General features: G+C 65.3%; 26 protein-coding genes and 1 pseudogene. 10 read left to right on the forward strand and 17 right to left on the reverse strand.

Going from position 1 to position 23,469, the window contains the following annotated elements; genetic code table 11:
• The first annotated feature begins 660 nt into the window (after positions 1–660).
• Positions 661–1,281, forward strand: coding sequence for an NYN domain-containing protein (locus QZZ02_RS12140; protein ID WP_291844785.1), 621 nt, complete (start codon positions 661–663; stop codon positions 1,279–1,281).
• 21 nt (positions 1,282–1,302) lie between these two features.
• On the opposite strand, the gene QZZ02_RS12145 is transcribed toward QZZ02_RS12140, so the two are convergent.
• Positions 1,303–1,851: a hypothetical protein gene (locus QZZ02_RS12145; protein ID WP_291844787.1), complete on the reverse strand. Its 549-nt coding sequence runs from the start codon at positions 1,849–1,851 to the stop codon at positions 1,303–1,305.
• 716 nt (positions 1,852–2,567) lie between these two features.
• Between QZZ02_RS12145 and QZZ02_RS12150 the strand changes: the two genes are divergently transcribed.
• Entirely contained in the window at positions 2,568–3,023 is a 456-nt protein-coding gene (locus QZZ02_RS12150) for a YeeE/YedE family protein (RefSeq protein WP_291844789.1), read from the forward strand.
• Positions 3,020–3,448 carry a DUF6691 family protein gene (locus QZZ02_RS12155; RefSeq protein ID WP_291844791.1) on the forward strand — a complete coding sequence of 143 codons (429 nt, stop codon included), beginning with the start codon at positions 3,020–3,022 and terminating at the stop codon, positions 3,446–3,448. Before QZZ02_RS12150 ends, QZZ02_RS12155 begins: the two co-directional genes overlap by 4 nt.
• On the opposite strand, the gene QZZ02_RS12160 is transcribed toward QZZ02_RS12155, so the two are convergent.
• Together QZZ02_RS12160 and QZZ02_RS12165 are read right to left on the reverse strand one after the other, a co-directional pair.
• Complete coding sequence (locus QZZ02_RS12160; RefSeq protein WP_291844793.1) at positions 3,445–4,428, reverse strand: hypothetical protein; 984 nt, start codon at positions 4,426–4,428, stop codon at positions 3,445–3,447. The genes QZZ02_RS12155 and QZZ02_RS12160 overlap by 4 nt on opposite strands.
• A gap of 96 nt (positions 4,429–4,524) precedes the next feature.
• Positions 4,525–4,710, reverse strand: coding sequence for a YqaE/Pmp3 family membrane protein (locus tag QZZ02_RS12165; protein WP_291844794.1), 186 nt, complete (start codon positions 4,708–4,710; stop codon positions 4,525–4,527).
• Between the two features lie 161 nt (positions 4,711–4,871).
• Between QZZ02_RS12165 and QZZ02_RS12170 the strand changes: the two are divergent.
• The 5 genes and pseudogenes from QZZ02_RS12170 to QZZ02_RS12190 all read left to right on the forward strand — a co-directional run.
• Positions 4,872–5,501 (forward strand): annotated as a pseudogene (locus QZZ02_RS12170) (ParA family protein); the annotation flags it as partial.
• A gap of 338 nt (positions 5,502–5,839) precedes the next feature.
• Positions 5,840–6,388 (forward strand): hypothetical protein, encoded by a 549-nt coding sequence (locus tag QZZ02_RS12175; RefSeq protein ID WP_291844796.1) that lies wholly within the window; start codon positions 5,840–5,842, stop codon positions 6,386–6,388.
• 49 nt (positions 6,389–6,437) lie between these two features.
• Entirely contained in the window at positions 6,438–7,220 is a 783-nt protein-coding gene (locus QZZ02_RS12180) for a methyltransferase domain-containing protein (protein WP_291844797.1), read from the forward strand.
• A gap of 113 nt (positions 7,221–7,333) precedes the next feature.
• Complete coding sequence (locus tag QZZ02_RS12185) at positions 7,334–7,735, forward strand: hypothetical protein (RefSeq protein WP_291844798.1); 402 nt, start codon at positions 7,334–7,336, stop codon at positions 7,733–7,735.
• Between the two features lie 27 nt (positions 7,736–7,762).
• The gene (locus QZZ02_RS12190; protein ID WP_291844799.1) at positions 7,763–8,137 is read left to right on the forward strand and encodes a hypothetical protein; all 375 of its coding nucleotides are present in this window, start codon (positions 7,763–7,765) and stop codon (positions 8,135–8,137) included.
• A 20-nt stretch (positions 8,138–8,157) separates the two neighbouring features.
• Here QZZ02_RS12190 and QZZ02_RS12195 read toward each other — a convergent pair whose 3' ends face one another.
• From QZZ02_RS12195 to QZZ02_RS12220, 6 genes are all read right to left on the reverse strand, one after another.
• Complete coding sequence (locus QZZ02_RS12195) at positions 8,158–8,793, reverse strand: LON peptidase substrate-binding domain-containing protein (protein ID WP_291844800.1); 636 nt, start codon at positions 8,791–8,793, stop codon at positions 8,158–8,160.
• Between the two features lie 120 nt (positions 8,794–8,913).
• Entirely contained in the window at positions 8,914–9,426 is a 513-nt protein-coding gene (locus tag QZZ02_RS12200) for a DUF1993 family protein (protein ID WP_291844802.1), read from the reverse strand.
• A gap of 184 nt (positions 9,427–9,610) precedes the next feature.
• Complete coding sequence (gene csgH, locus QZZ02_RS12205) at positions 9,611–10,000, reverse strand: curli-like amyloid fiber formation chaperone CsgH (RefSeq protein WP_291844803.1); 390 nt, start codon at positions 9,998–10,000, stop codon at positions 9,611–9,613.
• 70 nt (positions 10,001–10,070) lie between these two features.
• The gene (locus tag QZZ02_RS12210; RefSeq protein WP_291844804.1) at positions 10,071–10,583 is read right to left on the reverse strand and encodes a curlin-associated protein; all 513 of its coding nucleotides are present in this window, start codon (positions 10,581–10,583) and stop codon (positions 10,071–10,073) included.
• 207 nt (positions 10,584–10,790) lie between these two features.
• Positions 10,791–11,369, reverse strand: coding sequence for a hypothetical protein (locus QZZ02_RS12215; RefSeq protein ID WP_291844805.1), 579 nt, complete (start codon positions 11,367–11,369; stop codon positions 10,791–10,793).
• Positions 11,370–11,506: 137 nt separating this feature from the next.
• On the reverse strand, positions 11,507–12,400 hold the full coding sequence (locus QZZ02_RS12220; protein ID WP_291844806.1) for a hypothetical protein: 894 nt from the start codon (positions 12,398–12,400) through the stop codon (positions 11,507–11,509).
• 190 nt (positions 12,401–12,590) lie between these two features.
• Here QZZ02_RS12220 and QZZ02_RS12225 point away from each other — a divergent pair, with 190 nt between their 5' ends.
• Positions 12,591–13,217: a glutathione S-transferase family protein gene (locus QZZ02_RS12225; protein WP_291844807.1), complete on the forward strand. Its 627-nt coding sequence runs from the start codon at positions 12,591–12,593 to the stop codon at positions 13,215–13,217.
• 11 nt (positions 13,218–13,228) lie between these two features.
• Here QZZ02_RS12225 and QZZ02_RS12230 read toward each other — a convergent pair whose 3' ends face one another.
• From QZZ02_RS12230 to QZZ02_RS12265, 8 genes are all read right to left on the reverse strand, one after another.
• Positions 13,229–13,996: a cell wall hydrolase gene (locus tag QZZ02_RS12230; RefSeq protein WP_291844808.1), complete on the reverse strand. Its 768-nt coding sequence runs from the start codon at positions 13,994–13,996 to the stop codon at positions 13,229–13,231.
• A 224-nt stretch (positions 13,997–14,220) separates the two neighbouring features.
• A complete protein-coding gene (ppdK, locus tag QZZ02_RS12235) occupies positions 14,221–16,905 on the reverse strand; it encodes a pyruvate, phosphate dikinase (protein WP_291844809.1) in 2,685 nt (894 codons plus the stop codon).
• Positions 16,906–17,243: 338 nt separating this feature from the next.
• Positions 17,244–19,502, reverse strand: a complete 2,259-nt coding sequence (gene glyS, locus QZZ02_RS12240; protein WP_291844811.1) for a glycine--tRNA ligase subunit beta — start codon at positions 19,500–19,502, stop codon at positions 17,244–17,246.
• A gap of 24 nt (positions 19,503–19,526) precedes the next feature.
• Positions 19,527–19,985: a GFA family protein gene (locus QZZ02_RS12245; protein WP_291844813.1), complete on the reverse strand. Its 459-nt coding sequence runs from the start codon at positions 19,983–19,985 to the stop codon at positions 19,527–19,529.
• A gap of 226 nt (positions 19,986–20,211) precedes the next feature.
• The gene (locus tag QZZ02_RS12250; RefSeq protein ID WP_291844814.1) at positions 20,212–21,105 is read right to left on the reverse strand and encodes a glycine--tRNA ligase subunit alpha; all 894 of its coding nucleotides are present in this window, start codon (positions 21,103–21,105) and stop codon (positions 20,212–20,214) included.
• Positions 21,106–21,175: 70 nt separating this feature from the next.
• Positions 21,176–21,352, reverse strand: coding sequence for a hypothetical protein (locus QZZ02_RS12255; RefSeq protein ID WP_291844815.1), 177 nt, complete (start codon positions 21,350–21,352; stop codon positions 21,176–21,178).
• A complete protein-coding gene (locus tag QZZ02_RS12260) occupies positions 21,349–22,077 on the reverse strand; it encodes a methyltransferase (RefSeq protein ID WP_291844816.1) in 729 nt (242 codons plus the stop codon). Before QZZ02_RS12260 ends, QZZ02_RS12255 begins: the two co-directional genes overlap by 4 nt.
• Positions 22,074–22,289 carry a DUF2007 domain-containing protein gene (locus tag QZZ02_RS12265; protein WP_291844817.1) on the reverse strand — a complete coding sequence of 72 codons (216 nt, stop codon included), beginning with the start codon at positions 22,287–22,289 and terminating at the stop codon, positions 22,074–22,076. The genes QZZ02_RS12260 and QZZ02_RS12265 overlap by 4 nt, the downstream gene beginning before the upstream one ends.
• Before the next feature lie 153 nt (positions 22,290–22,442).
• On the opposite strand from QZZ02_RS12265, the gene QZZ02_RS12270 reads away from it, so the two are divergent.
• Positions 22,443–23,465, forward strand: coding sequence for a polyprenyl synthetase family protein (locus QZZ02_RS12270; protein WP_291844818.1), 1,023 nt, complete (start codon positions 22,443–22,445; stop codon positions 23,463–23,465).
• The last annotated feature ends 4 nt before the right edge of the window (positions 23,466–23,469 follow it).

The following is a 23,469-nucleotide window of genomic DNA, read 5'->3' on the forward strand; positions in this document are numbered from 1 at the left end:
GGGCGTTCATCCGGGCTCTCCTCGATGGCTGATCGTTTCGCAACAACCAGTCTCAAGGCTTCAGCCCGGGTGAACAACCTTATGAGAACTCACACCTAGATCCCATCCCCACCAGCGAGCCGTATCAAGGCAGCGCCGTCATAGCTGATCGAAGACAGCCGCGTCGCGGAAAGCCGGGGACACGCCATTTTCCGGGCTCAAGGGGCGTGTACCTAAAATCACCGCAACATGTCCTCGCCCTTGATGGGCGAGGTGGCTGGGCGCGTCAGCGGCCAGACGGAGTGGGTGATGGGCGGTGGATGACGGAACGCTGGCGCGTCTCACCCCTTCCGTCTCAGCGCTTCGCGCTGATCCACCTTCCCCATCAAGGGGAAGGACCCGGTGGCGCCACATCTCCTCGCTACCGCTCGGCCCCCTTCGACCCTCCTTCGCCAAGGCTTCGGAGGGCCACTTCCCCCGCCTTGCGGGGGCAGAACGTCACTCTGGCTCCCACCCCACCACACTGGGCCCACCCTTCCCCCATCCTTCCCCCAGTCTCCGCCATCGCCTAACATCGGCGGGGAATCGCTTGACCAACCGGCATCTTGGAGCCTAGATGCCGGCAACTCCCCCGGTTGCTTCGTCGGCCGGGCGCAAGGCTCCTTCGGGAGCCTTTGCCTTATGCGGACCACTGTTTATGTCGATGGCTGCAATCTCTATTACGGCTCGCTGAAGGGCACGGCCTATAAATGGCTGGATCTGGAACGGCTGATGCAGGTGCTGCTGCCGCTCAACCAGATCACCCGGATCAAGTTCTTCACGGCACGGGTGCGCGGACGGCCGGAGGACCCGGCCTCGGCGGAGCGGCAGAATGTCTATCTGCGGGCGCTCGAGGCGCATTGCCCGACCGTCGAGATCATCTACGGCTATTTCCTGATACACCATATCCACATGCCGCTCTCGCACCCGCCGAAGGAGGGGCGCAAGTCGGCGCATGTGATCCAGACCACCGAGAAACGCTCGGATGTGAATCTCGCCGTCAGCCTGGTCGATGATGCCTGGCGCGACAGCTATGACACGGCGGTCGTGATCTCCAATGACAGTGACCTGGCCATGGGGCTGGAGCGGGCACGCACCCTGGGCAAGACGATCGGCCTGGTCACGCCGACCCAGAGACGGGCCTCGAAACAGCTCGCCCAGCACGCTGATTTCCGCCGCGCCCTGCGCGCCAATCACCTGACCCGGGCGCAATTGCCCAAGATCATACCGGGAACCGGGCTGAGCCGGCCCGACACCTGGTAGGGCATGCCCCGAGCGGGCAGGCTAGCCCGGAAACAGTTGCACGCCGATCTCGCGGACGCCGTCGCCGTCGCGCAGCAGGCACATCGCGCTTTCCATGCCCTGGATGTAGCAGGCCATGTCATGGCCCATCGTGCGCAGGGCGTCGATGTCGGCCTGGGTAAGGCCTTCAGCGGGGTAGAAGGGGAATTCGGCGTTTTCGCCCGGCAGGTGGATGGTGTTGTCGAGATGGGTGAAGGCGGTGAGCCATTCGTCGAGACTGGCGGCCAGCTGGCCCGGCTCGGCCCAGGCGAGGACCATGACCTCGTCGGTGGGGAAGCGGCCCTCATAAACGCGGTCGCCGGCCGCGTTGGCAAGGCTGAGCGTGGCCCAGGTGCGGCCGTCATCCTCACAGGTCGTGGCCGCGGAAGCGGTCAGTCCGCTGGCCGGATCGCCGCCCCAGTCCGCCGTCGCGGTGAGACCGCAATCGGGCCCGGTCGCATGGGCGCCGCCCTTCTGGGCGAAGGCCGGTGTGGTCAGCGCGGCGATGGCGATGAGACCGGCCGTGACGGTGTGGCGAAGCGTGATGCGCATGATGTCTCCCCTGAATGCAGCCCCAGACTAGAGCGGTCATGATGAACAGGGAATGGATCAAATGGGTGAGGCGGTTTGAGGGCGGGACCTGTTCCCAAGTGGCTGCAAGGGAGCGCCCACGCGCGTACCTCTCACCAAAGCCGCGTGTCAGCCAGCGGGCCGTCTCCGGCTTATCCCCCGCCGCGCGCCCTTTCCTTCTCCCTTGGGAGAAGGTGGCCGGAGGCCGGATGAGGGGGGAAACGCCTGCTGGCACCGGGGTTTACCCCTCACCCTGACCCTCTCCCCAGGGAGAGGGAAAGCTGTATTGCCCAAAAACTTATCCGCCCCTTGCTGAGCCATGGGAGACTGCCCTCGGTTTTCGGGACGGGAGGCACGAGCTCAGTCACTTGTGCCCGGAAGCGAGCGGAGCCTGTCCGCGTCTCGGGGGTGACATCCCGAAGCTCCGGCAGGGCCTGCGAACCGGTCCCGGGGCACTAAACGACCGACCCCATGTACCGGCCGCATTGGAAACGGGGTGGAGACAGCCCGGGAAAACTCCGCGAACGGGATGTCGGCGATGTCACGTTATTCAAATCAACCGGTTACCGGCATTGGCCGGCATCCCGTTCCCCTCCCATCTCTCCGACGTTTCGGCGTGCGGAGCCAACGCCGTGCCGACTCCCCCCTTCCAATTATTCGCAACCCGGCGTGTAATCGGCGCAGCACGGGAGGCTCAGATGGAAAATTTCACACCGGTCTCGGCACTGGCCGGCGGCGCGCTGATCGGATTGTCGGCGGTCTTGCTGATGGCGCTCAACGGGCGGATCGCCGGGATTAGCGGCCTGTTGGGCACGGCCCTGTTCGGGGCGCCCGGGGATCGCGCCTGGCGGCTCTTCTTTCTCGGCGGCATGGTCCTGGCACCGCTGGTCATGCTGCTCGTGCCCGGCGAGGCGCGGCCTTCGCTGGCGGTGGACATCACGTCGAGCTGGCCGCTCCTGATCATCGGCGGACTCCTGGTCGGCTTCGGCACGCGGCTCGGATCGGGTTGTACCAGCGGGCATGGCGTGTGCGGCCTGTCGCGCCTGTCGGCGCGCTCGCTGATCGCGGTCCTCGTCTTCATGGCGGTCGGCATGGTCACCGTGACCGTGATGCGCGGCAGTCTCGCCAGCCTGATCGCGGGAGGGGCATCATGATGCGCAATCTCGCCGCCGGCCTGGCCGGCCTCATCTTCGGGCTGGGCCTGGTCATCGCGCAGATGACCAATCCGGCCAAGGTGCTCGCCTTTCTGGATATTTTCGGCGCCTGGGACCCGTCCCTGGCGCTGGTCATGGGCAGCGCCCTGGCCATCACCGCGATCGGCTATCGCCTCGCCTGGCGCCGCGCCGGACCGGTGCTGGGCGGTGAGTTTGCCCTGCCCTCGGCGAGCCAGATCGATGTTCGGCTGGCGGCCGGCGCGGTGATGTTCGGCGCCGGCTGGGGGCTGGTCGGCCTGTGCCCGGGCCCGGCCCTCACCGCGCTCACGATCGGCGGACCGCCGGTCTGGATCTTCGGCGCCGCCATGCTGGCGGGCATGGTCGCCTTCCGCTTCCTGCCCGCCGCCGGTGCGAAACCGGCCTAGCTGGTCGCGGCGGTCGTGGTCGCGGCCGAACTGGCCGCAATCACGGCGGCCACCATGGCGGCCTGGGCGGCGACCACTGCGGTCAGCGCCGAGATACTGCCGCCCGGCGGTGCCGGACGATCGGCGACGAGGACCTGGTGCGCCAGCCGGGTGCGGGCATGGCCGGCACCGCGGCAAAGGCGCGGCAGGGCGTCGCGGATGACCTCCAGCTCGGCCATGTCGGCAGCAGTCAGACCCTCGCAGGCCCAGGCGACCAGCATGGTCTTGTCATGATCATGGCGCAGCTTCGCTTGCGCTCTGGCGGCGTCGCGCAGCGCACCGAAACCGGCCACGACCTGGTGCGGGTTGGTGCCGGTCAGCGTGCACAGGCGGGCGCCCTCGCGCTTGTGGCCCCGGAGCACCCGGTCGGCGGCGAAGATCGCCTCGGCCGCCTCGCGGCGGGCCACCACCTCGCCCGGCGTGGCGCCCTCGGCGGCATGGGCCGCAGCAAACATGTCGGTGACCGACATGTCGCGGCGCCACCAGGGCGGCTTGATCGCCTGCTTGATGGCGAAGAAGCGGGCAATCAGGGTTTCGGCATTCTCGTCCGACAGGGCAAGCACCAGCGCCGCCCGCGATCCGCCGGCATGAAGCGAGCCGGTGCCCGATGCTCGGCGGGCATCCTTCAGCGCATTGCGCAGGGTGAAATAGCGCTGCGGATCAATCGACCGGGCCGCCATCATCGCGGCATAGATCCAGCGCAGCGCACCGGTCGGCGCACGCCAGCCGCCGGATTCGTCCTTGAGGATACGGAAAATCTCCCGGGTGCGCTGGGTCAGGCGGCGGACATCGTTCCCGCCCTCGCCTTCCGCGGCACGCAGCAGGGCCGTCGCGGCAAAGGGGCGGGCATCGCCATCGGGGCGAGGCCGGCCACGGTCGAGCGCTTCAAAAAGCGCGACATAGCGGTCCAGCGCGCTTGCGGTCTCGACAGGGTCTGACATGACACATCCTCCTCGGCTGGCGTCCAGCCTAGCATGAGGCGGGAGCGGCTCGGGGCGGGACTGGCCTTGGTCGCGTCCCCTCCCCGGTTGTCCGGGTCATCCGCGGCGCGCGATGATCCAGACGGCATGAACAATGCCGGGGATATAGCCGAACAGGGTCAGCAGGATATTGATCCAGAACTGGGGGCCGATGCCGACCTGGAGAAACACGCCGAGCGGCGGCAGGAAGACCGCCGCGAGAACACGGATGATATCGCCGCCGGTGACGGTTTTTTCTGGCATGGCCCACTCCCCTGGCTCGATATCGTTCGAACAGAAGCCGACAATACGGCGAAATTTCGACTTAAATCCCGGTCCGCCGCTTAGACCTCGCGCAAGACATGCCTGCTTTGATAGGTGCTGAGAAGGCCGTTCTCACACGGCTACACGGGAGAGGTGCTGTCATGGCAGGCAAGGCTCAGGTCGTGGTTTTCGCGTCGCAGAAGGGCGGGTCCGGAAAGACCACCGTGTCGGCGCACATGGCCGTCCAGGCCGAATTGTCCGGCGCCGGTCCGGTGGCGCTCATTGATACCGATCCGCAAGGCTCGATGGCGAAATGGTGGAATGCCCGGGCCAGCGCCGCGCCAGCCTTCGCACGGATTTCGGTACCGGATCTGGGTCGCGACATCGAACTGCTCTCCGATGCCGGCTACCGGCTGATCATCATCGACACGCCGCCCGCCGTCACCTCGACCATCGCCGAGGTGATCACCCATGCCGATCTCGTCGTCCTGCCGACCCGGCCCAGCCCGCACGATTTGCGCGCTGTCGGACCGACCGTCGATATCGTGCAGATGCAGGACAAGCCGCTGGTCTTCGTGATCAATTCGGCGACCGCCCGGGCCCGGATCACCGGCGAGACAGCGGTCGCCCTTTCCCAGCACGGCACGGTGGCTCCGGTCACCCTGCACCACCGCGTCGACTTCGCCGCCTCGATGATTGACGGGCGCACGGTCGGAGAGGTTTCGGACACCAGCCGCTCGGCAGCCGAGGTCGCCAATCTCTGGGCCTATCTCGAGGACCGGCTGATGCGGATGCGGGCCAGCGATCCGCGCGACCTGATTGACCGTCCGCCGCGCTCGACCTTCGAGGCTGACATCCTGTCACCGGCCACGGCCGGCATGTCGAGCCAGGAGCTCGACGAGGACGAGGACGCGCTCGAAAACCAGCCGGGTTATGCCCTGGCCGGGATGGGGGCACCGCCGCCACCGCCACCCGCGCCGGAACCCTCCGCCAACTCTAACTGGGACGGGATCGATCGCCGCAAGGCCGATACCGGCCCGCCGCCCGGGAAGCCGGATCGTCGCCGCCTCGGCCACCAGCCGTTCGGCCGCCGCTTCACCGCCTGAGCCCCGACACGAAGGACCCGTTCATGAGCGCCAGATATGCCAGCCTTCATGCCGGACTGCTTGCCCGCAAGGGCGAGGCCTCGCCGGCCATCCCCTCACCGATGGGCCAGGTCTCCTATAACGACCTGCCGCAGCGCCGTGACGTCGATCCGCCGCGCCCGGAAAACCTGCCGCGTGAGGCGCGCCGGCCGGATGCGCCGCTGTTTGCCCGCAAGCGCCCGCCAAAACCGTCGCTCGCTCCCTCCGATCCACCAACCGGTTCCGAAAAGTCTGGCCAACAGACCTCGGAAACACCCGCCTCCGCCTCGCCGCCGGGCGGGTGCTGCAGCGGGGCGGCATCCCCCAGTCCGCCGCCCCCGCTGCCTGGTCCCGATGCGCCGCTCGACCATCGTGCCGCCGTCCGCCTCACGGCCGAGCAGAAGCGGCGCCTCGGCACGGTCTCGGTGCAGATGAACTGGTCACAGCAGCGCATCCTCGCCATCGCGCTGGATGAGTGGCTGGACCGCCTGTGTGCGACCGAAATGAAGAATTGCGCCTGCCTCAAGGCGCGAAGGCCGGACGGACCTCCCTGATTGCGCTAGGCTCATGCGATGCGCAGCCTGGTCTGAAAAGGGGGGAGACATGGATATCCACGCGCACAATCGCGACGCCTGGAACCATGAGAGTGAAAGCAGCGACAGCCCCTGGTGCCGGCCGGTCGATGCCGCGACCATTGATGCCGCCCGCCAGGGCGACTGGTCGGTCATCCTGACGCCCAACAAGCCGGTTCCGAGAAACTGGTTTGGCGACATCACGGGCGCCCGCATACTCTGTCTCGCCAGCGGTGGCGGCCAGCAGGCACCGATATTGGCAGCAGCCGGGGCAATCGTGACCAGTGTCGACTTCTCGCCGGCGCAGCTGGCCAAGGATGCCGAAATAGCGCGCCGGGAAGGTCTCGCACTCGACACGGTGGAAGCCGACATGACCACGTTTTCAGGCCAGGTCAGCACGGGCCATGACCTCGTCTTCAACGCCACCTCCAACCTGTTTTCCAGCCAGATCCTGCCGGTATGGCGCGAATGTTCGATGGTCCTGAAGACCGGCGGTCGCCTGCTCGCGGGTTTCATGAACCCGGACTTCTTCCTGTTCGACCATGACGAGATCGATGCCGGCGGCCCGCTGACGGCGCGCTATCCGCTGCCCTTCTCGTCCGCCCGTGACCTGCCTGCCGGGCGCCGCAATGACCGCATCCGCAATCGCGAGGCGTTCGAGCATTCCCACAGCCTGGAAGAACAGATCGGCGGGCAGATCGCAGCCGGTTTCTCGGTCGAGGGTTTCTACGAGGACCGCTGGTCCCCGCAAGCCACCCGGCTCGACCCGTTCATGCCCACCAGCTTTGCGACGCTCGCCCGGAAACGCGACTAGCTACCCGCAAACGCATGGCTGCCTTCCTCGCATTTCACCCCCGATTGGCCAAACGGCCACATTCTCGGCATGTTTACCGCCATAACCGGCCCGTCACCACGAAGGGAGAGCGCGTGGCCCAGGCCTATTCCATGGAAGGCTTCGAGATTCGCATCGACAGCAAGGTGCTGGAGATGCGGACAGAGGGTACACGCACGGCCGTGATGGGTCGCGATCCGGGGCGCTCGTTCGAAAGCTTTCTTGCCAATTCGGACATCGCTGGCATCCTCTTCGACGTCCGTGGAGCAAGCTATGACTTCACACCGGTGGCATGGGAGGAGCGGGCACGCGTCGTCGCTCGAATCTGCCAGCCCTATCCGACCGCCTTCGTTGGGCGTCCGGAGCAGGAAGAACAGATCAACCGAATCATGGAATTGCTGGAAGAGCGCGGCGGGATCGGCCTGCAATGCCGGTCTCGCAAGGTCGCGCGAATATGGCTTGATGGCCACGTGGTCGCATCGCCTGAGACCAATTGATCCTGCTGACACAGGGGCACCAACCGCTTGAACAGCAACTACTCCATGCAGGGTTTCGACCTCAAGCTGTTGAAAGGCGTGATCGAGTTGCGAGCCCAGGGCAATCGCAAGGCCGGCACCGAACACGGGCCGGCCAGAGCCTTTGCCAGTATCGCTGCGACAATCGACAGCAAGCTTATTCTCTATGATGTCCGCGACGCCAACTACCAGCTCAGCGAACTGCAGATGGAAGAGCGCGCGCGCTTCATCGCCCGGCTCTTCAACGGCTACCGGATTGCCTATGTGTTGCGCGTCGAGCAGCTGGAATTCGGCCGGCTCATTTGCCGCGCCCACCATCGCAATGGCGACCAGGCGAAGACCTTCAGCTCGAAATCCGCTGCGACCGGCTGGCTGACCGGCTGACAGGCAGGGAGCGGGCCGTGCTACTGCAGCGACCCGTCGGCACTTCCGGCGATCCGCGCCGCCAGCAATGATTGCATGAGTTCGAGCCGGGACGTCGCGTCAGGCGCCTCCAGCAGCGCCTGCCGGTCACCCGAAGGAAAGGGTGCACTCATCGACAATTGATCGACCAGAACGGCCATGGGCGCATCTCGCAAGCTGCGCCAGTCCGCAGTCAGGTGCTCGGCCTGGAACCAGGCTTGCAGCAGTTGCAGCAGGCGTTCACGCTCGCCCGACGGCTCGTGGCGCGGCAGGAGGTCGTCGCTAAACGGCGTGTAGTCAGGTTCTGCGACCCGGTATGGGGTCGTCGCGTCCAGTTCGCGCACCAGCCGGAAGCGGCTGACGCCGACCAGGGTGATCAGGTAGCGCCCATCCTCGGTCTCCTGCCATTGCTTGAGGCGCCCCACCCCGCCGACCCGTGCGAGGTCCGGGCATTGCGGATCGCCACCCGGGCGGGTCTGGATAATGCCGATATGCCCGCCATCGCGGCGCACATCATCGAGCATGTTCAGATAGCGCGGCTCGAACACATTCAGCGGCAGGATCTCGCCCGGCAGCAGGATTGCGCCTCCCAGGGGGAAGAGCGGCAGCCGGTCGGGGAGGGAAATATCTTGGCTCATGGGATTGAAATAGGGCCGCATCAACCGGCTGCCAAGGTCAGGGCAAGGCGCGCGCTGATGAACATGCGGCGCTTGCCCGGATCACGGCCGGACCCGGCAAGCGCCGCATCAGCGATCGCGCTAGCGGCTCATGCCCATCATGTCGGCCTTGCCGAGCGGGGCGCCGAGCTGCCGCAGGATGTTATAGGCAGTCGAGGCATGGAACAGCGCGTTCGCGATCACGAAATTCTGCAGATAGGCCTGACGCGGCAGGGTGAGCTCGCGATCCCGGCCGGCCGGGAAAGTGATGCTGGCCTCGGGGTCGGCATCGATGGCCGCAGTGTCGAGGGCCCAGACCGCTTCACGGGCCTTGGCGATACGCGCCCGCAGATCGGCGAAACTGGTTTCGGTGTCAGGCAGTGAGACCGGATCGACCCCGGCAAGTCGGGACATGCCGCGAACGGTGAAATCGGAGACCAGCTGCACCTGGCGTGCGAGAGGAAACATGTCGGGCAACAGGCGCCAATTCAGCCATACACTCTCCTCAACATCCTTGTCGCGGGCATGGGCCTCACCCTTGGCCAGAATGCCGTCGAGTGCGCGATAGACCTGGTCGAGCTGGGTTCGTGCCACGGAGGACAGGGTCAGCGTCATGATATTCTTCTCCCCATTGATTGGTAAGGTTCAAATGGGGTGTTCCGTGACGCCGAACAAGGCACCGGGCACCGCGGCAACAGTCTTGCCAGAAACAAGCCGGCCGGGATCTGCCTATGGCATCCCGGTCGCGCTCGTCAGTCTGGGCCCAGAGATCCGGCACGGGACCGGAAAACTCGTTGTGTCAGGCGTTGCCGCCCCAACGGCAGAGCAATTCGCCTTGCGGGCTCCAGGTGGAAAGGCGGGCGTTGAAGTCGGTCTCCATGTCCAGCGTGATGTCGGACAGGATGACGGCGCCTTCACCATAGGGCTCGATGTCACCGCTCTGGCGAATGTCGAAGGATCCGCCACCGGTCCGCTGGGTGATGATCATGTCCCAGCTCGCTCCGGCTTCAGGAGCGCTCCAGGCGGTGACAACCAGGCCGTCAACGGTTTCGGTCAGGTCGATGCCGCAGGCCGAACCACTGCCCATATCTGCCAGGCGGGCTTCGAGCGGCGCTTCGTCCACCTCGACGGCGAACCAGATGCTGGCCATGGCCGCCAGCGAACTCAGGGAAATCAGTTTCATACCCATATCAGCCTCCTTGGCTGGGGCGGCCGGGTCGGCGCAGCGGCTTTGCGCCGCTGCGCCCGGCACGGTCGTCCTAGTGGTCGCCCTGGATAATCAGGGTCACATTGCCGGAACCGGTCTGGCGAAGATTGGCGGTATTGCCATTGCCGACCTGGATGACACCGGCGGCGTTATTGCTTCCGTACTGATCGGTCACAGCCGTGTTGTTCCGGCCCATCTGGGACACGCCAACGATGTTGCGACGGCCGGTCTGGATGTTGGACGAATAGTTGTTGTGGCCTTGCTGACCAACGACGGCGTCATTGTTGCGGCCGTACTGGTCGACATGCGCCTGGTTGTAGCGGCCGTTCTGACCAACCGTGGTGCCATTGCGGGCGCCGTCCTGGATGACGGTGACATACTGGCGCTCGCCGCGCTGGTTGATCACCATGCTCTGGCGATAGCCGTTCTGACGACCAGCGGCTTCGTTCTGATAGCCCTGCTGGGCAACAGAGACGCGGTTGCGCGACTGGGCCTCAGCCGCACCGACCGTGCCGAGGATGGAAACTGCAGCGAGGGCGCTGGCGATGAGAAAGCGGGTCTTCATTTGACTACTCCGTTTGTGGTGGCCGACGCCCGATGCATCGAAGCCTGACTTTGGTTTTAAGGAAGCCGTGATGAGTGAATGCTGAGGGCGTCGTTCAGGCTTGCGACAGGCAAATGAACGCTTTCTGTCAGGGTGTTAGGCCCCAAAAGAAAAGGCCCGATGCATGTGCATCGGGCCGAGTTTCACAAGGGAGGGACAATCCTGGTGTCAGTATCCGCTGCCCCAGCGCAGGGGCTGGCGATTGCGGTATTGCGGCAATAATTGCGGCCGGGGACGTTCCGGCTCGACCTCGACCTCGTGCGCCGGCACATATTCCAGCCGTGTCGTCGAGACGCTGCCGGCGATCTGCGACAGGGGTCGGATCTGCACGCTTGTCGAGCGGCACACCAGCCGGCCCCTTGTATCATAGACCCGCAGATCGGCATCGATCAGATACTGGTCAACGCCGCCGATGCGGCCGCGGACGAAATCCGTCGACAGGAAGCTGGCGCGGGCGAGGACCCCGTCCTGCCTGGCCGGGCTCGAGAACGGACCGCTCAGATTAGCCAGCACATGGTTGGCGGAGTTGTGGCGCGTCACCCGCAGCTCATAGCGACCGGACATGCCCGGCGCGGCCTTCACCAGCATCGGGCCGTTCATGTTGTGCTGGTAGTATTGCAGGGCGCAGTTCTCGCCCGAGGACAGCGCGACCCCGGTCAGGCCACCGACCGCATGGGCCGGCTGGCCGAGGACAAACAGGCCTGCCACAGCGGCAGCCAGTTTCAAGGTATTGGCTCGGATAGACATGGCAGGTTCTCCTGAAAATCAGTGTGTGAGAACATGTCTATCCGCCCGGCGATGAGCCGATGCTGAGCCTGTGGTTCATGTGGTATTCACGGGGCCGCGCGAGGGTCGGGCGCGCTGCCGCTTCAGACGCCGGATGTTCAGCGAACGACCGCTGCGCGGGCGCCCAGCCCGGTTTCGACCGGTTGCGGCAGCAGGACGCTCGCCTCGACCGTATTGCCGATGCCGAGATAATTGACCTGGCCAAAACCCATCGACTTGGCGAGCTTGATACCCTTGCCGCGATAGCCGGCGCGCGACGGGTCAGCCATTTCAGCCGTTTCGGCGTCAATCCCCTCGCCATCATCCTGGATGATGAAGGACAGGACGCGCCCGCCCCGCTGGAAGCGCAGCCGGGCTCGGCGGTCCTCATAAAGGCTCTCGGCCATGCGCTTGGCGAGCTTGCGCTCCCAATTGCCTTCCGCCAGTCCCTTGGCCTTTTCTGTCGTGTCGAAGCCGAGATTGCCATGCTCGATCGCATTGGCGAGCAGCACGTAGAGCCCGACCGCCGTCGCACAGGGGCGCGGCGTCGCGCGGCCCAGCAGGATAGCGACATCGCGCGCCTGTTCGCGGGTCTGGATCGCGAATTCGCCGGCTTCAAGCGACTGGGTCGCCCCAAGGCCGATCTCGGCATCCTCGGGAATTGTCATTTCATGGGCGCGATAGGCACGCAGCCCGTCGATCGCATTGGCGACCGTGCCGGCGTCGGCATCGTGATCGAGGAAAATGTCGGCGCCCGACCGGCGCGCATTCCCGGTCACCAGAAGCGAGCGCTGCTTGGGCGCGGCATTGCGGCGGGCCTCGGCGATCCGGGCGACGTGGGCATCGTCTGCGACGATGATCGCGACCGGGCCCTCATCATCCATGGTTGGCCCCATATACACTGTCATGCCCAGCCCCTTGGCCAGGGCACGCGACAGCACCCGCGTGCGGTTGCTGTCTGCCATGCAGAGCCAGAGCCTGTCAGGGGTGTTGCCGGATTGGGCGATCGCCATGCGGTCTCCACGGGGACTTGAAAAGCACTCGGTCAGAACACGCACTCTAGAAACAACACATTAACAATGAATTTGGCGGAGCCAAGCGGCATCAGCGCCATCACTCCTGCCACAAGGTTGTCAGCAGGCCTGGCGTAGAACATTGAGCGAACGGGCCGCACAGGGCGGCCCGGCCTGCCGGAGCCCTGCGATGTATACGCTCTACTTTCATCCCCATTCCCAGCACTCGCGCCGTGTCGTCGCTCTGCTCGATGCCTGCCGCCTGCCCTATGAGCCGCGCCTGGTTTCGCTGGAGTCCGGCGAACACATGTCCGACGCCTATCTCGCGATCAATCCCAATCACCAGGTCCCGACCCTGGTCGACGGTGATCTCGTCCTGCACGAATCGACCGCGATCCTGCGCTATCTGTGCAATCGGCACCGGCTCGATGACTGGTACCCGACCGAGCTGGCTCGGCGGGCGATTGTCGACCAGTGGACGGACTGGGGTCAGTCGCGCATGGCGCCGGCGGTGAAGGACATCGTCTACAACTCCGTATTTGCCACCGAGGCCGAGCGCAGCCTCACGGCCATCGCCCATGGCAAGACAGTGCTGGGCGAGCTGGTGCCGCTGATGGAAGCGGCGCTGGGCGAGACCAACTGGATCGCCGGTACGCGGGAGCCGACCATTGCCGACCTCGTCCTGGGTTCGAACATCACCCAGCTCGGCCTCGCCGGCTGGCGTCCGTCCGGCGGTCGGATCAAGGCCTGGTATGGCCGGTTGTGCGAGATCAAGGCCTTCGCCGACACGCTTCCGGTGGAGCATGAAGCGGTCTGACCGCATCAGCCCTAAGCGTCGCGCTCGCGGACGATACCGGCCGCCCGCTCGCGGCGGGTCGGGAAGCGATAGAAGATGTGCGTGCCGATCCGGCGCGTCCGCACGAGGTTGTCGTTCCAATACGGGTCAACCGCCACGGTGTGGTAGTGCGTTGCACGCCGGGTCACATCGCGACCGAAGCCCATATAGGCGTGCTGGGCGACCAGCTGCGACCGGCGCCAGGCACGGCCGCGGACTTCACGGACCATTGAGCCGTCGCAAGTGAAGGTGAACTGGCAACCGGTCGAACGCTCGGAACCTTCATAGACCACGCCGCAGATCGAGTCGGGATAATGCTGGCTGTCGACCCGGTTCATGATGACCTGGGCGACGGCAAGCTGGCCGACAAAACCTTCACTGCGGGCCTCGTAGTAAATCGCCTGGGCGAGGCAATCGACCTGGGCGGAAATCCCGGCGGCGTTCTCGAAATGCGAGCTGTTGAAGGTGCGCAGATCGTCCAGCGGACGGGCCGTCAGCACCGCCCCGGCATCGCGATCAGCTTCCAGCATCAACGACGCAATGCGCAGCTGCTCCGGCGCCTGCCAGGCCACATCAACATCACCGGCCTGGAGATAGCGCGTCGCCATGGCCTGCCAGACCAGGGTTTCGTCCTGTTCACGGGCACGGGCAGAAGCCAGGTTGAGGAGCAGGACGGTCAGCGCGCACAGCACAAGCGTCGCCAGCATGTGCAATGCTGTCGCCACCTGCTTTTGCTGGCTGCGAGCCGCGTCGAGGTCCATCTGGTCTCCGTATTTCCTGTCCAGCGTCAAATTCGGCCTTTCACGAATCGTGCCGTCTCGCGACGAGATTACCATGACGCGCCGGACCTGAATCCTTCGTGAAACGAGCGCGCCTCTCTATGGGAGGGGACCATAAGGGTCAAGCCGCCCACCGGGTTACAAATAAGAAAATACTCGCCCCTTCAAGAAGGGGCGAGATTTTCAATCGTGATTCCAGACGGATACTATTGGCGACGCAAGCGGGCCTGGGCTGCCGCCAGGCGCGCAATCGGCACGCGGTATGGCGAACAGGACACATAATCGAGCCCGGTTTCTTCACAGAAATCTATCGAGAGCGGGTCGCCGCCATGCTCGCCGCAAATGCCGAGCTTGAGATCGGGACGGGTTGCGCGGCCGCGTTCCGCCGCGATTCGCACCAGATCGCCGACACCGTCACGATCGAGCGTGACGAAGGGATCCTTCTCGAAAATGCCCGCCTCGATATATTCGGAGAGGAATTTTCCGGCATCATCGCGCGACAGGCCGAATGTGGTCTGGGTCAGGTCATTGGTCCCAAACGAGAAGAATTCGGCGTCCTCGGCAATCTGGCCGGCCATCAGGGCGGCGCGCGGCAGTTCGATCATGGTGCCGATCAGGTATTTCGGCTTGCCGCCGGTCTCTTCGGCAACCGCCTTGGCGACCCCGGCGACCCGCGCCTTGAGAATGCTCAGCTCGGCCGGAGCCGCGACCAGCGGGATCATGACTTCGGCGAGCGGCTGGAAGCCGGTCTCCTTCTCGACCGCGACCTGGGCCTCGAAAATCGCCCGCGCCTGCATCTCGTAGATTTCCGGATAAGTGATGCCCAGCCGGCAGCCGCGATGGCCGAGCATGGGATTGCTCTCGGCGAGATCACGGGCCCGCGCCATCAGCAGGTCGGCCGGCAGACCGGTCGCCTTGGCGACGTCCTTCACGTCCTCTTCCGTGTGCGGCAGGAATTCGTGCAGCGGCGGGTCCAGGAGGCGGATCGTGCAGGGGCGCTCGCCCATGATGCGGAAGATCTGGGCGAAGTCATCGCGCTGCATTGGCAGGATCTTGTCGAGCGCGGTGACCCGGCCATCCTGGTCGTTCGACAGGATCATCTCGCGCACGGCGGCGATCCGGTCGGCATCGAAGAACATGTGCTCGGTGCGGCACAGGCCGATGCCTTCGGCGCCGAACTCGACGGCGGTCTCGCAATCGGCCGGGGTCTCGGCATTGGTGCGGATCTTCATCCGCCGCGCCTTGTCGGCCCAGACCATGAGCTTGCCGAAATCACCGGTCAGCTCCGGCTTGATCATCTTGGCCTCGCCCATCAGGACCTGGCCCGAGGCGCCGTCGATGGTGACCATGTCGCCATCCTTGACGATGCGGCGACCGACCACGAACTGCTTGTTGGCATAGTCGATCTTGATCGCCCCGGCACCGGAGACACAAGGCCGGCCCATGCCGCGTGCCACCACGGCGGCATGCGAGGTCATGCCACCGCGGGCGGTGATGATGCCTTCGGCGGCGTGCATGCCGTGAATGTCTTCCGGCGAGGTCTCGATGCGCACGAGAATGACTTTCTCGCCCGCCTTGGAGCGTTCCTCGGCCTCGTCACTGTCGAACACGACCTTGCCCGAGGCAGCGCCCGGCGAGGCCGGCAGGCCGGAGGTGAGGATGTCGCGCTCGGCTTGCGGATCGAGGGTCGGGTGCAGCAGCTGGTCGAGCTGGGCCGGATCGACCCGCATCACGGCTTCGTCGGTCGAGATCAGGCCTTCCGATGCCATGTCCACAGCGATCTTCAGCGCCGCCTTGGCGGTGCGCTTGCCATTGCGGGTCTGCAGCATCCAGAGCCGGCCGCGCTCGACCGTGAACTCGATGTCCTGCATGTCGGCATAGTGGCGTTCCAGCTTGTCGAAGACGGCTGCCAGCTCGGCATAACTGTCCGGCATGGCCGCTTCCATCGACGGATTATCATCACCCATCTTCTCGCGCATCGCCTCGGTGAGGCATTGCGGCGTACGGATGCCGGCGACCACGTCCTCGCCCTGGGCATTGACCAGGAATTCGCCGTAATAGCCGCTCTCGCCGGTCGACGGGTCGCGGGTAAACGCCACACCGGTCGCCGAGGTTTCGCCCATGTTTCCGAACACCATGGCCTGGACATTGACTGCCGTGCCCCAGCTCGCCGGAATGTCGTGCAGGCGGCGATAGGTCTTGGCGCGCTCGGTCATCCACGAGCCGAAGACGGCGCCGATGGCGCCCCACAACTGTTCGCGCGGATCGGCCGGGAAGTCGCGGCCCAGCTCGCGGGCGGCGGCCTTCTTGTACTCGGCGACAATGTTTTCCCAGTCATCGGCCGACAGCTCGGTATCGAGGGAATAGTCGTTATCATCCTTGAAGCCGTCGAGAATGTCCTCGAACACGGCATGGTCGACGCCCAGAACGACGTCGGAATACATCTGGATGAAGCGGCGATAGCTGTCATAGGCGAAACGGCGGTCACCCGACAGCTTGGCCAGACCCTCGGCCGTCTCGTCATTGAGACCGAGATTCAGCACCGTATCCATCATGCCCGGCATCGAGGCGCGGGCGCCCGAGCGGACCGAGACCAGGAGCGGGTTGGACGGATCGCCGAACGCCTTGCCGACCGCGCCTTCCAGCCTGGCCAGCGCCGCCTCGACCTGCCCCTTCAGCGTGTCGGGATAGGCCTGGTTATTGTCGTAAAAGGCCGTGCAGACTTCGGTGGTGATGGTGAAGCCCGGCGGAACCGGCAGGCCCAGCTTGGCCATTTCGGCCAGATTGGCACCCTTGCCGCCCAGGAGCTCGCGCATCCCGGCTTCACCTTCGCTGTCGCCGCCGCCAAAGGCGTAAACCCATTTTGTATCGGTCATCACGTCAGCGCTCATGACTTGGAACTCCTGGAGTTGGATGCGTGGTCTATTGAAATACTGACACCGCGTGTCATCCCGGCCGGATGCCCGGCCCTGGGCCGGGCGTAGAGCCGGGACCCATCAACACAGGTGGTGACCGGAAGCAGGCGAGGTGCGGACATTGCGAATGGCTGGAATTGCATCGGGATTATGGGTCCCGGCTCTGCGGCCCGCCGGCGCGGGCCATCCGGCCGGGATGACAAGGCGTGTTGCGTTCCCGCACCGGGCCGGCAGGAGGCCGCCGGCATATCGCTCGAAGACGCAGGGCGCCGGTATGCCGGTATGGTCGATCCTGCAACGATAAGCATGATGCCCTAGCCTGAAATCTTGTCGAAATCGGCGACGGCGCGAACGGCCGTGCGAATGGCGGACAATAAAAGAAGTCGGTTGCGGCGCAACGCAGCGTCGTCCGTGTTAACGGTCACTTGCTCGAAAAAAGCATCAATCGGTGCACGGAGCGAGGCCAGGGCGGTCATGGCGGCCGCGAAGTCCTCCGCTTCCAGCGCTTTTGTCGCCGCGGGGCCTGCTGACGCGAGCGCCGCGATCAGCGCGCGCTCGGCCGATTCGGGGGCCGCCCCGGGCGTGGCCGCGAGATAGGCCGCATCCGGCTCACCGGTCAGGTCATCCTCCGACTTTGCGAGAATGTTCGAAGCCCGTTTGTTCCCGGCCAGCAGCGCCGCCCCGTCCTCGGTATCGAGGAAAGCCTGCAGCGCGCGCGCCTTGGCCGTCACCCGGACGAGATCGTCATCGCCCAGCGCAAAGACCGCGTCGATGACGTCATGGCGGATCCCCTCATCGCGGAGGTGGACTTTGAGGCGGTCGGCGAAGAAGGCGAGGAGGTCGTAAGGAGCATCCGCATCGCCGAAACACTGGTACGGTACCGCAACGAGGTCTTCACTTCCGGCGTCGCGCCACCCTGTCAGCGACTTGGCGACGTTCCAATCGGGCGCGGCGCCGCCGCCACCGGCACTACGATCTAACTGGTCAAACAGGTCGCGATCATCATTTCTCGCCGCGACCAGCAGGGCATCCATCAGCGCGCGGCCACTCGCCATCTGAAGCGGGTATCGTCCGGCGGTCGATGCCAGGGGGAGACGGATGTCGCCATCCAAGCAAATCTTGATCACGCCCAAAGCCGCTCGCCGAAGCGCAAACGGATCTTTCGAGCCGGTCGGTTTTTCGTCGATGGCCCAGAAGCCGACCAGCGTATCCAGCTTGTCCGCCAGCGCGACCGCCGCGGAAACCGGCGCGGTCGGCACCTCATCCGAGGGCCCCTGCGGCTTGTAATGATCCTTGATCGCGTCGGCGCCGGCGGCATCCTCGCCCTGGTCGAGGGCGTAATAGCGGCCCATCGCGCCCTGCAGCTCGGGGAATTCATAGACCATTTCGGAGACCAGATCGGCCTTGGCGAGGCGCGCGGCCTTTTCGGCCAGGTCCGGATCGGCACCAACGATCGGGGCCAGTTCGCGGGCCAGGGCGGCAACGCGTTCGACCTTGTCGGCGACCGTGCCCAGCTTCTCGTGGAAGGTCACTTTCGACAGCTGCGCCGCCATCTCGGACAGCGGCGTCTTGCGGTCATTGTCCCAGAAGTGGCGGGCATCCGAGAGACGGGCCGAAAGGACGCGGGCATTGCCGGCGGCGATGGCGACACCGCCATCGGGGGCGACCTGGTTGGCGATGGTGACGAATTTGGAGACCAGCTGACCGGTCTTCGGATCGCGCACCGCGAAATATTTCTGGTGCGTCTTCATGGTCAGGGTGATGACTTCCGGCGGCAGATCGAGGAAGTCCGGATCCATCTCGCCCAGAACCGGTACCGGCCATTCCACCAGCCCGGCAACCTCGGTCAGAAGACCGGCATCCTCGACCAGTTCAAACCCGGCATCGGCGCAGACCTTGCGCGCGCCATTGAGGATCAGCGACTCGCGGGCGGCGCGGTCCAGCAGGACATGCCCCTCGCCTTCCAGGACCATCGCATACTCCAGGAAATTCGACACCGTGAACGGTCCGCGGCCCATGCGGCGATGGCCTTCGGTGGTATTCGAGGCCGCAATGCCGAAAACATCAAAATCGACGACATTGCCGTCAAACACGCACAAAAGGCGCTGGATCGGACGGACCCAGCGCTGGGCCTTCTCGCCCTCGCCGAACTTCATCGATTTGGGCCAGGGAAAGGCCTTCATCATTTCGGGGATCGCCTCGGCAATGACCTCGGCGGTGGCCCGTCCCGGCTTTTCGATGATGGCAACCCAGAAACTGCCCTTCTTGTCCTCGCGCTGTTCGCACTGGTCGAGCGAAGCCACACCGGCCCCGCGCAGGAAGCCCTGCACGGCCTGGTCGGGCGCGCCGACGCGCGGCCCCTTGCGCTCCTCGCGGACATCGGCGGTCTTCAGCGGCAGGCCGTCAATCACCAGGCCAAGACGGCGCGGGCCTGCAAAGGTGGTCAGCGAGGTCCACGCCAGACCGGCCGCCTTGAGCCTGTCGCCCAGCAGCTTTTCCAGGTCGGCCTCGGCGCGCGGTTGCATGCGGGCCGGGATTTCCTCGCAGAAGATTTCAAACAGGAGTTCGGACATCGTGTCGGGCTTTCATTGCCGCCGTCAGGCGTATTCCTGGTCGGCATAACGCTGCATCATCGCGAAATAGCCGTCATCGGGCGCGCGGTCATAGATCAGCGCGTCCTCGTCAAAAATCATCCAGTCCTGGGCCGACTTGACCCAGATATGACCGACCGGCTTGAGCTTGGCGCGATCGTCCAGCGTGCCAGCCTTCAACGACAGGGCCGGCTTGCCCGCCGTGTCATTGGCAATGCGCGTGCCGCAATCCCCGCAGAAATGACCGAGCTTTTTCGACTTGCTGTCAGTGGAAATGGAGAAGGCCGCCACCGAGCCCTTGAGATATTTGAACCCGTCCCGCGGCACCAGCATGGACATGCCGAAGGCCGAGGAGGATTGCTGCTGGCAGTTCGTGCAATGGCAGCAATACAGCGCCATCGGCTTCTCGGTAATTTCATACCGGACCGCCCCGCACTGGCAGCCACCGCGAAGGGGAAGTTTCATGGGAGAGTCTCCAACCGGCGTCCCAAATCACGCTTATTGTCATCCCGGACGCAGGCCCGGCCCTGAGCCGGGCGAAGATCCGGGACCCATACGCCCGGTGTGCGCCGCACTGTCACGGACGGAAGCGCTGAGCGCCGGCCCGACTGATGCCTATGGGTCCCGGCTCTGCGCCCCGCCTGCGCGGGGCATCCGGCCGGGATGACAAGTGATGTTTGCGCGGACCGGGTCACGACTCTGCCGCCTCCACCAGGGCGCGCTCACTCGTCACCCAGGCTTCCGCGCAGCCCTTGGCCAGCTCCCGCACGCGGGCGATCCAGCTGGCGCGTTCGGCGACGGAGATGGCGCCGCGGGCATCGACCAGGTTGAAAAGGTGGGAGGCCTTGAGGCAGAAATCATAGGCCGGCAGGGGCAGCGGCTTGTCGAGCGACAAGAGCGCCTTGCACTGGTTTTCCGCGCCCTTGAACCATTCGATCAGCATGTCGACATCGGCATGCTCGAAATTGAATTCGGAATACTGTTTCTCGGCTTCCAGGAAGACGTCGCCGTAAGAAAGGCCGGCGCCGTTGAAGTCGAGATCATAGACATTCTCAACGCCCTGGACATACATCGCCAGGCGCTCGAGCCCGTAGGTCAGCTCACCGGAAACAAGGTCGACATCGAGGCCGCCGACCTGCTGGAAATAGGTGAACTGGCTGACTTCCATGCCGTCGCACCAGACTTCCCAGCCCAGGCCCCAGGCGCCCACGGTCGGGTTTTCCCAATCATCTTCCACGAAGCGGACATCATGCAGGTCGCGATCAATGCCGATGGCATCGAGCGAGCCCAGATAGAGGTCCTGGATGTCGGCCGGGCACGGCTTCAGCAGGACCTGGAACTGGTAATAATGCTGCAGCCGGTTCGGGTTCTCGCCATAGCGGCCATCGCCGGGACGGCGCGAGGGCTGGACATAGGCCGCCTTCCAAGGGCGCGGCCCCAGCGAGCGCAGCGTCGTCGCGGGATGCAGGGTCCCGGCGCCGACCTCGACATCATAGGGCTGGAGAATGGCGCAGCCCTTGCCCGCCCAATAGGTCTGCAGACGGAGGATCAGCTCCTGGAAGGAGGGCGCTTTCGCGGCGGCCATGGCATCAATTCCCGCTGGAAAAATCGAGATCAAGAAATCGCGCGGACACTAGGCAAGCCGGCCCGTGTAATCAAGCGCGCGAGTCCTTGTCTTGGTGCGACGCAGCATCCTCCTCACGGGCCTCCAGCCGCGCCTCCACGGCCCGCCGCGCTGCCTCGGCCGCATTGTCGCGCTGCTTGCGACCACGCGCGCCGAGAACCACCAGCAGGACGAGTGCCAGGGCGACCAGAACGATTGTGATCGTCATGCCGCCATCTCCAGCACCGCCTGCCCGCGCAGGATGGCCTCGGCTTCGGGCGAATGCCCCTCGCCTTCGTGCAGGATCAGCGGGGCGAGCAGGACGAGCGGCGCCTTGCCGCCAATCATCGCCTGCACGATGACACGCTTGGCCGGTTCACCGGCACGCGGGTGGATCGGCTTGATCACGACCGAGCCGAAGGAACGGTCGAGCGCTGTCAGGATATCGGCCAGACGGTCAGCGCGGTGGATCAGGGTGAGCTTGCCCTTGGCCTTCAGCGCCCGCGCGGCACAGCGCACCCAGTCGGCGAAGGGCACATCGCCGGTCAGCCAGGCGGCGCGCTTTTCGTCTTTCGGGGCGCGCAACGCCGTCGGATCGTCAAAGAAGGGAGGATTGAAGAAGACCTGGTCGACCTTCAGCGAGGTGCCGAGCTGCATGATGTCGGCATTTTGCGTGCGCACCCGCGCGCCCATCCCGTTGGTCGCGGCATTCTCGGCCGCCAGCCTGGCTGCGTCCGGATCCCGCTCGACGCCGACAAAGCTCGCCCCGGTCAGTCGCCAGGCGGCGCAGAGCAGGGCGGCCCCGGCGCCGCAGCCGAACTCGGCCAGGGCCTCGCCCTCACCCGCACTCAGCGCGGCCGCCAGCAGGCCGGCATCCATGCCGGCGCGATAGCCGTCCCTGCCCTGGCGCAGGACCACACGGCCATCGAGCAAGCGGTCGAGCGTGGTGGTCACGCCTCATCCTCCTGCAGCTCAGCGAGGATGGACGCCGCCTCGGCCGCGTCCTCGTCAATCACCATGATGCGTGTCCGAATGACCGGAAGCCCGCCGCCATACATGGACGACATGCCCTGATCGAGCACGATCGGCTCGATATCAGCATCGCGAAGGAGCGATTGGGCGTAGGAGAGTTTGACCGGATCATTGGTCCGCAGAACTTCTTTCACGTGGTGCCGCCTCCGGGCTGGGCCGGCAAGGCACGCGCGCCTCGCTGACCTGTGCTGTTTCGTCACCGCCCCTTGTGCTTGCCGGGCGGTCCCGCGATTTCTATTGTCCAGAGCAATCGAGCCTGCATCAAGAGGACAGCTGGCGTGGACAGCATGGTGAGTGTCAAAACGGCAGCCGCGGCCAAGAGCGCCGAGATCCCGGATGCAGCTGAAGCGCTTGCGGTTCTGGCCTATGACGACATGCGCCGGGTCGATGCGCTGATCCTGGAACGCCTGGACAGTCATGTCGAACTGATTCCAGAACTCGCCCGCTATCTGATCGAGGCTGGCGGCAAACGGGTCCGCCCGATGATCACGGTCGCCGCCGCCAACATGATCGGCCATGCCGACACGGCGCCGCTGAAACTCGCAGCGGCTGTCGAGTTCATCCACACCGCCACCCTCCTGCACGACGATGTCGTCGACGAAAGCGGCATGCGGCGCGGCAAGGTCGCGGCCAATCTGGTCTGGGGCAATGCCTCTTCGGTCCTGGTCGGCGACTTCCTGTTCGCGCGCTCCTTCTCGCTGATGGTCGAAGCCGGCTCGATGAAGGCGCTCGGCGTCCTGTCCGCTGCCGCCTCGACGATTGCCGAGGGTGAGGTGCGCCAGCTTTCCTCGGTCAAGGATATCGGTGTCTCGGTCGAGACCTACATGCAGATCATCGACGCCAAGACGGCCGCCCTGTTTGCCGCAGCGGCGCAGGTCTCCGGTATCGTGGCCGGTCGCTCGGCGGACGAGGAGAAAGCGCTGGAAACCTATGGCCGCGAGCTCGGCCTCGCCTTCCAGCTGGTCGATGATGCGCTCGATTACGGCGGCGCCTCGGCCAAGCTGGGCAAGTCGACCGGCGATGATTTCCGCGAAGGCAAGGTGACGCTTCCGGTTGCCCTGGCGATCGCCGCTGCATCCGACACCGAAACGGGGTTCTGGACCCGCGTGATTGCGGCAGGTGAACAGGTCGAGGGGGATTTCGACCAGGCCGTCCGCCTGATCAAGGCGCATGGCGCGCTCGACGCCACGGTCAATCAGGCCCGCGCCCATGCCCGCCATGCCCGTGAGGCCCTTGCCCTTTTCCCCGCCAACAAATGGCGCCGCGCGCTGGAAGATCTCGCCGATTTCGTCGTCGAACGGGCCTACTGATCCG

Origin of the sequence: Maricaulis sp., from assembly GCF_015665295.1 — a bacterium.
Lineage (GTDB): Bacteria > Pseudomonadota > Alphaproteobacteria > Caulobacterales > Maricaulaceae > Maricaulis.

Bases quoted from the DNA above. Each gene is read 5' to 3' on its own strand.
- QZZ02_RS12140 (WP_291844785.1), top strand. From the start codon at position 661: ATGCGGACCACTGTTTATGTCGATGGCTGCAATCTCTATTACGGCTCG.
- QZZ02_RS12145 (WP_291844787.1), bottom strand. From the start codon at position 1,851: ATGCGCATCACGCTTCGCCACACCGTCACGGCCGGTCTCATCGCCATC.
- QZZ02_RS12150 (WP_291844789.1), top strand. From the start codon at position 2,568: ATGGAAAATTTCACACCGGTCTCGGCACTGGCCGGCGGCGCGCTGATC.
- QZZ02_RS12155 (WP_291844791.1), top strand. From the start codon at position 3,020: ATGATGCGCAATCTCGCCGCCGGCCTGGCCGGCCTCATCTTCGGGCTG.
- QZZ02_RS12160 (WP_291844793.1), bottom strand. From the start codon at position 4,428: ATGTCAGACCCTGTCGAGACCGCAAGCGCGCTGGACCGCTATGTCGCG.
- QZZ02_RS12165 (WP_291844794.1), bottom strand. From the start codon at position 4,710: ATGCCAGAAAAAACCGTCACCGGCGGCGATATCATCCGTGTTCTCGCG.
- QZZ02_RS12175 (WP_291844796.1), top strand. From the start codon at position 5,840: ATGAGCGCCAGATATGCCAGCCTTCATGCCGGACTGCTTGCCCGCAAG.
- QZZ02_RS12180 (WP_291844797.1), top strand. From the start codon at position 6,438: ATGGATATCCACGCGCACAATCGCGACGCCTGGAACCATGAGAGTGAA.
- QZZ02_RS12195 (WP_291844800.1), bottom strand. From the start codon at position 8,793: ATGAGCCAAGATATTTCCCTCCCCGACCGGCTGCCGCTCTTCCCCCTG.
- QZZ02_RS12200 (WP_291844802.1), bottom strand. From the start codon at position 9,426: ATGACGCTGACCCTGTCCTCCGTGGCACGAACCCAGCTCGACCAGGTC.
- csgH (WP_291844803.1), bottom strand. From the start codon at position 10,000: ATGGGTATGAAACTGATTTCCCTGAGTTCGCTGGCGGCCATGGCCAGC.
- QZZ02_RS12210 (WP_291844804.1), bottom strand. From the start codon at position 10,583: ATGAAGACCCGCTTTCTCATCGCCAGCGCCCTCGCTGCAGTTTCCATC.
- QZZ02_RS12215 (WP_291844805.1), bottom strand. From the start codon at position 11,369: ATGTCTATCCGAGCCAATACCTTGAAACTGGCTGCCGCTGTGGCAGGC.
- QZZ02_RS12220 (WP_291844806.1), bottom strand. From the start codon at position 12,400: ATGGCGATCGCCCAATCCGGCAACACCCCTGACAGGCTCTGGCTCTGC.
- QZZ02_RS12225 (WP_291844807.1), top strand. From the start codon at position 12,591: ATGTATACGCTCTACTTTCATCCCCATTCCCAGCACTCGCGCCGTGTC.
- QZZ02_RS12230 (WP_291844808.1), bottom strand. From the start codon at position 13,996: ATGGACCTCGACGCGGCTCGCAGCCAGCAAAAGCAGGTGGCGACAGCA.
- ppdK (WP_291844809.1), bottom strand. From the start codon at position 16,905: ATGAGCGCTGACGTGATGACCGATACAAAATGGGTTTACGCCTTTGGC.
- glyS (WP_291844811.1), bottom strand. From the start codon at position 19,502: ATGTCCGAACTCCTGTTTGAAATCTTCTGCGAGGAAATCCCGGCCCGC.
- QZZ02_RS12245 (WP_291844813.1), bottom strand. From the start codon at position 19,985: ATGAAACTTCCCCTTCGCGGTGGCTGCCAGTGCGGGGCGGTCCGGTAT.
- QZZ02_RS12250 (WP_291844814.1), bottom strand. From the start codon at position 21,105: ATGGCCGCCGCGAAAGCGCCCTCCTTCCAGGAGCTGATCCTCCGTCTG.
- QZZ02_RS12255 (WP_291844815.1), bottom strand. From the start codon at position 21,352: ATGACGATCACAATCGTTCTGGTCGCCCTGGCACTCGTCCTGCTGGTG.
- QZZ02_RS12270 (WP_291844818.1), top strand. From the start codon at position 22,443: ATGGTGAGTGTCAAAACGGCAGCCGCGGCCAAGAGCGCCGAGATCCCG.